Origin of the sequence: Pseudoalteromonas sp. S16_S37 (assembly GCF_014694405.1) — a bacterium.
GTDB lineage: Bacteria > Pseudomonadota > Gammaproteobacteria > Enterobacterales > Alteromonadaceae > Pseudoalteromonas.
Map to the genome: position 1 here is coordinate 1 of NZ_JAAUWV010000300.1, position 224 is coordinate 224.

Consider the following 224-nt stretch of genomic DNA (forward strand, 5'->3'; position numbering starts at 1 on the left):
TTTTGGTTTATCTCGTCATCGAGAAAGCTCACTACAGTTTTGTGTTGTGGCCGTGGGCCAAACTCCCTTAGCCCTTGCTTGTCTTTGGCAAGCTTAGCGGCTTGATAGCGTTCGATACGCTCAATGCTTTTACGGGCCCATAATTCAAACGCTTTGGCTCGCTCTTGGCTATTGTTGAGTGCTTGAATAGTCTCGGCGCGTAGCTGTATATCTTCAACTTTGCC

1 pseudogene is annotated in these 224 nt (G+C 47.8%); it reads right to left on the reverse strand.

The window, feature by feature from the left end:
* Positions 1-224, reverse strand: a pseudogene (locus HC733_RS22965) (phage minor head protein); the annotation flags it as partial.